Below are 5356 nucleotides of genomic sequence, written 5' to 3' on the forward strand. Positions count from 1 at the left end.
CAATATGCCCACAAAAAGATCAGTATTTGCCTATTATTTATGCAAATAATGCTTCTGATCGATCCGGGCGCATCACTGAGACGGCTCAGCAAATTCAACGCTTAGCTTTGACCATTTTGCCGCACCCACCGGGACAAGTGTGGCACACGAATTGCTTTTTAACGATCGGCAGGTCGGCTCAGCCCGGCCATGCGTCGTCGCCCTGCGCGGTGATCAAGCAACGAGAGGCTCTAGAATGACCAAATACAAGCTCGAGTATATCTGGCTCGACGGATACACCCCGGTCCCCAATCTTCGCGGCAAGACCCAGATCAAGGAATTTGCCGAGTTCCCGACGCTCGAGCAGCTGCCGCTGTGGGGCTTCGACGGCTCCTCGACTCAGCAGGCCGAAGGCCACAGCTCCGACTGCGTGCTGAAGCCGGTCGCCATGTTCCCGGATCCGGCCCGCACGAACGGCGTGCTGGTGATGTGCGAAGTGATGATGCCCGATGGCGTGACGCCGCATGTCTCCAACAAGCGCGCCACCATCCTGGATGACGAGGGCGCCTGGTTCGGCTTCGAGCAGGAATATTTCTTCTACAAGGACGGCCGTCCGCTCGGCTTCCCGGAGAGCGGCTATCCGGCGCCGCAGGGCCCGTACTACACCGGCGTCGGCTATTCGAATGTCGGCTCGGTCGCGCGCCAGATCGTCGAGGAGCATCTCGACCAGTGCCTCGCCGCAGGCATCAACCACGAAGGCATCAACGCCGAAGTGGCCAAGGGCCAGTGGGAATTCCAGATTTTCGGCAAGGGCTCCAAGAAGGCCGCCGACCAGATGTGGATGGCCCGCTACCTGCTGCAGCGCCTGACCGAGAAATACGGCATCGACATCGAGTACCACTGCAAGCCGCTCGGCGACACCGACTGGAACGGCTCGGGCATGCACGCCAACTTCTCGACCGCCTATATGCGCGAAGTCGGCGGCAAGGCCTATTTCGAAGCGCTGATGGCTGAGTTCGACAAGAACCTGCTGGATCACATCGCCGTCTACGGCCCGGACAACGACAAGCGCCTGACCGGCAAGCACGAGACCGCGCCGTGGAACAAGTTCAGCTACGGCATCGCCGACCGTGGCGCTTCGATCCGCGTGCCGCACTCCTTCGTCAAGAACGACTACAAGGGCTATCTGGAGGATCGCCGTCCGAACTCGCAGGGCGACCCCTACCAGATCGCTTCGCAGATCCTGAAGACGATCGCGTCGGTCCCGGCCAGCGGCCAGGTTTCGGCCGCCGCCTGATCCAAGCCGGGGCGCGTTCGCGCTGCGACGGATACTCTGCGACAAGAAAGCCCCGGCGGAAACGCCGGGGCTTTTTTTGCATGGGAATCGCCGGCGATCACGCCGCGCGACCTGAGCGCCGCCACCATCGGCGACAATAAAAAAGCCCTCGGAGGGAGACCTCCGAGGGCTCTAAATCTCAATCCGATCAGAAGTTTAGATCGAATAGTACATGTCGTATTCGACCGGATGCGGGGTCATCTCGAAGCGCATCACCTCGGCCATCTTCAGCTCGATGTAGCTGTCGATCTGGTCGTCGTCGAAGACGCCGCCGGCCTTGAGGAAGCCGCGGTCCTTGTCGAGGCTTTGCAGCGCCTCGCGCAGCGAGCCGCAGACGGTCGGGATCTTCTTCAGCTCCTTCGGCGGCAGGTCGTAAAGATCCTTGTCCATCGGCTGTCCCGGGTGGATCTTGTTCTTGATGCCGTCGAGGCCGGCCATCAGCATGGCGGCGAACGCGAGGTAGGGGTTCGCGCCCGGATCGGGGAAGCGGACCTCGACGCGCTTGGCCTTCGGCGACGAGCCGAACGGAATGCGGCAGGACGCCGAGCGGTTGCGCGCCGAATAGGCGAGCAGCACCGGCGCTTCGTAACCCGGCACCAGGCGCTTGTAGGAGTTGGTCAGCGGATTGGTGAAGGCGTTGATCGCCTTGGCGTGCTTGATGATGCCGCCGATGTAGAACAGGCAGCTCTCCGACAGGCCGGCATATTCGTTACCGGCGAAGGTCGGCTTGCCGCCCTTCCAGATCGACTGGTGGACGTGCATACCCGAGCCGTTGTCGCCGAACACCGGCTTCGGCATGAAGGTGGCCGTCTTGCCATAGGCGTTGGCGACCTGGTGAACGACGTACTTGTAGATCAGCATCTTGTCGGCGTTGCGGACCAGCGTGTCGAACTTGATGCCGAGCTCATGCTGGGCGGCGGCGACCTCATGGTGATGCTTCTCGACGCGCACGCCCATCTCGGCGAGCACGGTCAGCATTTCCGAGCGCATGTCCTGGGCGGAATCGATCGGCGGCACAGGGAAGTAGCCGCCCTTGATGCGCGGACGATGGCCGAGATTGCCGGTCTCGTAGTCGGTGTCGTCGTTGGACGGCAGTTCGGTGGAGTCCAGGCGGAATCCGGTGTTGTAGGGATCGGCCTTGTACTTGACGTCGTCGAAGACGAAGAATTCGGCTTCCGGGCCCACGAAGATCTGGTCGCCGATGCCTTCCGACTTCATGTAGGCCTCGGCCTTCTTGGCGGTGCCGCGCGGGTCGCGGTTGTAGGATTCGCCGGAGACCGGATCAAGGATGTCGCACAGGATGACCATGGTCGACTGGGCGAAGAACGGGTCCATGTGCACCGTGTCGGGATCGGGCATCAGCACCATGTCGGACTCGTTGATCGCCTTCCAGCCGGCGATCGAGGAACCGTCGAACATGACGCCGTCGGCGAACATGTCTTCCTCGACTTCGACGACATCCATGGTGACGTGCTGCAGCTTGCCCTTCGGATCAGTGAAGCGCAGGTCGACGAATTTCACGTCGTTGTCCTTGATCTGCTTCATGATGTCTTTGGCTGTCGTCATGTCATGTATCCCTGTTTGATGACGTTTTTTGATGATGACGTTGCAGAAAGATGGGGGGCGTCAGACGGCGTCCATTCCGGTTTCACCGGTGCGGATGCGCACGACTTCCTCGATGTTGGAGACGAAGATCTTGCCGTCGCCGATGCGGCCGGTCTGCGCCGCCTTGCGGATGGCCTCGATGGCGCCTTCGACGGCGTCGTCGCCGAGCACCACTTCGATCTTCACCTTGGGCAGGAAGTCGACGACATATTCGGCGCCGCGATAGAGTTCGGTGTGGCCCTTCTGCCGGCCAAAGCCCTTGGCCTCGGTCACTGTGATGCCCTGCAGGCCAGCCTCCTGAAGCGCTTCCTTCACTTCGTCCAGCTTGAATGGCTTAATGATCGCTTCGATCTTTTTCATGTAAAATGTGGCCTCCACTGCCAAAAAGACGGGTTGTGTACCCCGCTTGCGCCTCCATCAAGCACGAACTGTGCCAAATCCTGCGGATTCGAGGCGGTATCGGGCGATTTCATCAATTGTCATGCCCGGATGCATATTCGCGTCATTCGCTGCATTGGAAGCGTCATGGACGCTCGAAGCCTATACATTGCCGATCCTCCCGTCCGCACAATAATTAGGCAAATAGCGTAATTTGCAGGCATTTCTGCCCATTGGCGCATTGCATCGAGCGATGCGTTTCTGAGCAGTGGCAGGTGTTTCGCTGTTTGCTTCAAACCGAAAACTGGACAATGCTTCACCGGAGAGCGGACCGCAATCCATGAGCAACGAACTTTTATCTCCGGTTGAAATGGCCGAGGCCGACCGGCTGGCGATCGCGGCCGGACCGCTCGACGGCTATGGCCTGATGCGACGGGCCGGCGAGGCGGTCGCCGCCGTTGTGCTGGCGCGTTACCCGGCGGCCTCAAGGGTCCATGTTCTCTGTGGTCCCGGCAACAATGGGGGCGATGGCTATGTCGTGGCGAGATTGCTGGCCGAGGCCGGTGTCAATGTCGCGGTGTGGGTATCGGGCAAACCGCGAGCCGGCAGCGATGCCGCGATTGTCGCGGCGGAGTGCCCCGCAAAAGCTCGACCGCTCGCGGCATTTGCCGCCGAGAAAGGCTCCATTATCGTCGATGCTCTCTATGGGGCAGGACTCTCGAAGCCCCTGTCCGGTCACGACGCCACGGCGATCGAAATGGCCAGGGAAATCGATCTGCCGGTGATCGCCGTCGATCTACCCTCCGGCGTCTCCGGTGCAAGCGGTGCCATTCTCGGCGCGGCATTCAGCGCCGAGGTCACGGTCACCTTCGCACGCAAGAAACCCGGTCATCTGCTGCTGCCGGGGCGGGAACGCTGCGCTGAGGTCGTGCTGGCGGACATCGGCATTAGCGATGCGGTCATTGCGCAGCTTGGCGTGTCGACGTTCGAGAACACCCCCTCGCTCTGGCGAGCTGATTTTCCGCTCCCGACCACCGACGCGCATAAATACAATCGCGGCCATGTCGGTGTGTTTTCCGGCGGGCCGTCCGCAACCGGCGCCGCGCGCTTGTCGGCGCTTGCCGCCGCGCGGGCAGGGGCAGGGGCGGTGACCGTGCTGTCGCCAGCGAACGCCATGCAGGCGAATGCCGCGCACCTGACTTCGATCATGTTGCGCAGGACCGACACTGTCGTCGACCTGAACGACTTCATCGGCGAACGGCGGCCGTCGGCCTTTGTCCTCGGACCTGGCTTCGGCGTTGGCGAAAGGACACGGGATCTTGCCTTGGCGATACTGAGGGCTGGACTGCAAGGTGCGGCCGGCGGGATCGACGGGCTGGTGCTCGATGCCGATGGCATCACCTCGTTTCGCGATGAGCCTGACATCCTCTTTGAGGCTGCTCACAAGCCGCACGCTCCCATATTGGTAGTGACGCCGCATGAAGGTGAGTTTGTCCGCCTGTTTCCGGACATTGCTGCAGACAAGAACCTCTCCAAGTTGGCCAGGGCCCGCGCGGCCGCCCAGCGCGCCAATGCGGTCGTCGTCTACAAGGGCGCCGATACGGTGATCGCGGCGCCGAACGGCCTGGCGGCCATCAACAACAATGGCGCGCCATGGCTTGCCACCGCCGGGTCGGGTGACGTTCTGGCCGGCATCATCGCCGGGCTTGGGGCGCAAGGCATGGCGGTGTTCGAAGCAGCGGCTGCGGCGGTCTGGATCCATGCCGAGGCCGGCAACCGCTTCGGTCCGGGGCTGATCGCCGAGGATCTGCCGATCGCCATGGTTCCGGTGCTGCGAGAGCTGGTCGCAGCCCGTCAAGCTGAGGCCCTCGCATGAAGCGACTTGCGCTCGTCTTGTCGATCATCTTCGCGCTGCCTGGGCCGCATGGCGCGCGTGCCGAGGCACCGGTGACCATCGTCGACGATCCAGCGGTGCTTGCCGCGCTCGATGCCAAGGGATTCTCATTCGCCGGCGTGTTCAGCGTCGACGGGAAGGATGATTTGAAGACCCTCTACGAC

At 62.0% G+C, this 5356-nt stretch carries 6 protein-coding genes; 4 read left to right on the plus strand and 2 right to left on the minus strand.

Annotated features, from left to right (window positions below; all coding sequences use genetic code 11):
• Together EN781_RS34880 and EN781_RS24835 are read left to right on the plus strand one after the other, a co-directional pair.
• On the plus strand, positions 1-239 hold a 239-nt coding region (locus tag EN781_RS34880), incomplete at its 5' end, for a hypothetical protein (RefSeq protein ID WP_210213495.1).
• The gene (locus EN781_RS24835) at positions 236-1276 is read left to right on the plus strand and encodes a glutamine synthetase beta-grasp domain-containing protein (protein WP_126054660.1); all 1041 of its coding nucleotides are present in this window, start codon (positions 236-238) and stop codon (positions 1274-1276) included. The genes EN781_RS34880 and EN781_RS24835, both read left to right, overlap by 4 nt.
• Before the next feature lie 195 nt (positions 1277-1471).
• On the opposite strand, the gene glnA is transcribed toward EN781_RS24835, so the two are convergent.
• Positions 1472-2881, minus strand: a complete 1410-nt coding sequence (gene glnA / locus EN781_RS24840) for a type I glutamate--ammonia ligase (protein ID WP_126054659.1) — start codon at positions 2879-2881, stop codon at positions 1472-1474.
• A gap of 60 nt (positions 2882-2941) precedes the next feature.
• A complete protein-coding gene (locus tag EN781_RS24845; RefSeq protein ID WP_006205430.1) occupies positions 2942-3280 on the minus strand; it encodes a P-II family nitrogen regulator in 339 nt (112 codons plus the stop codon).
• Between the two features lie 358 nt (positions 3281-3638).
• Here EN781_RS24845 and EN781_RS24850 point away from each other — a divergent pair, with 358 nt between their 5' ends.
• Both EN781_RS24850 and EN781_RS24855 read left to right on the plus strand, forming a co-directional pair.
• The gene (locus EN781_RS24850) at positions 3639-5174 is read left to right on the plus strand and encodes an NAD(P)H-hydrate dehydratase (protein ID WP_127400410.1); all 1536 of its coding nucleotides are present in this window, start codon (positions 3639-3641) and stop codon (positions 5172-5174) included.
• Positions 5171-5356: hypothetical protein (locus EN781_RS24855; RefSeq protein WP_145965612.1), on the plus strand; the 186-nt coding region annotated here is incomplete at its 3' end. The genes EN781_RS24850 and EN781_RS24855, both read left to right, overlap by 4 nt.

Source organism: Mesorhizobium sp. M4A.F.Ca.ET.090.04.2.1 (assembly GCF_003999085.1).
Taxonomy (GTDB): Bacteria; Pseudomonadota; Alphaproteobacteria; order Rhizobiales; family Rhizobiaceae; genus Mesorhizobium.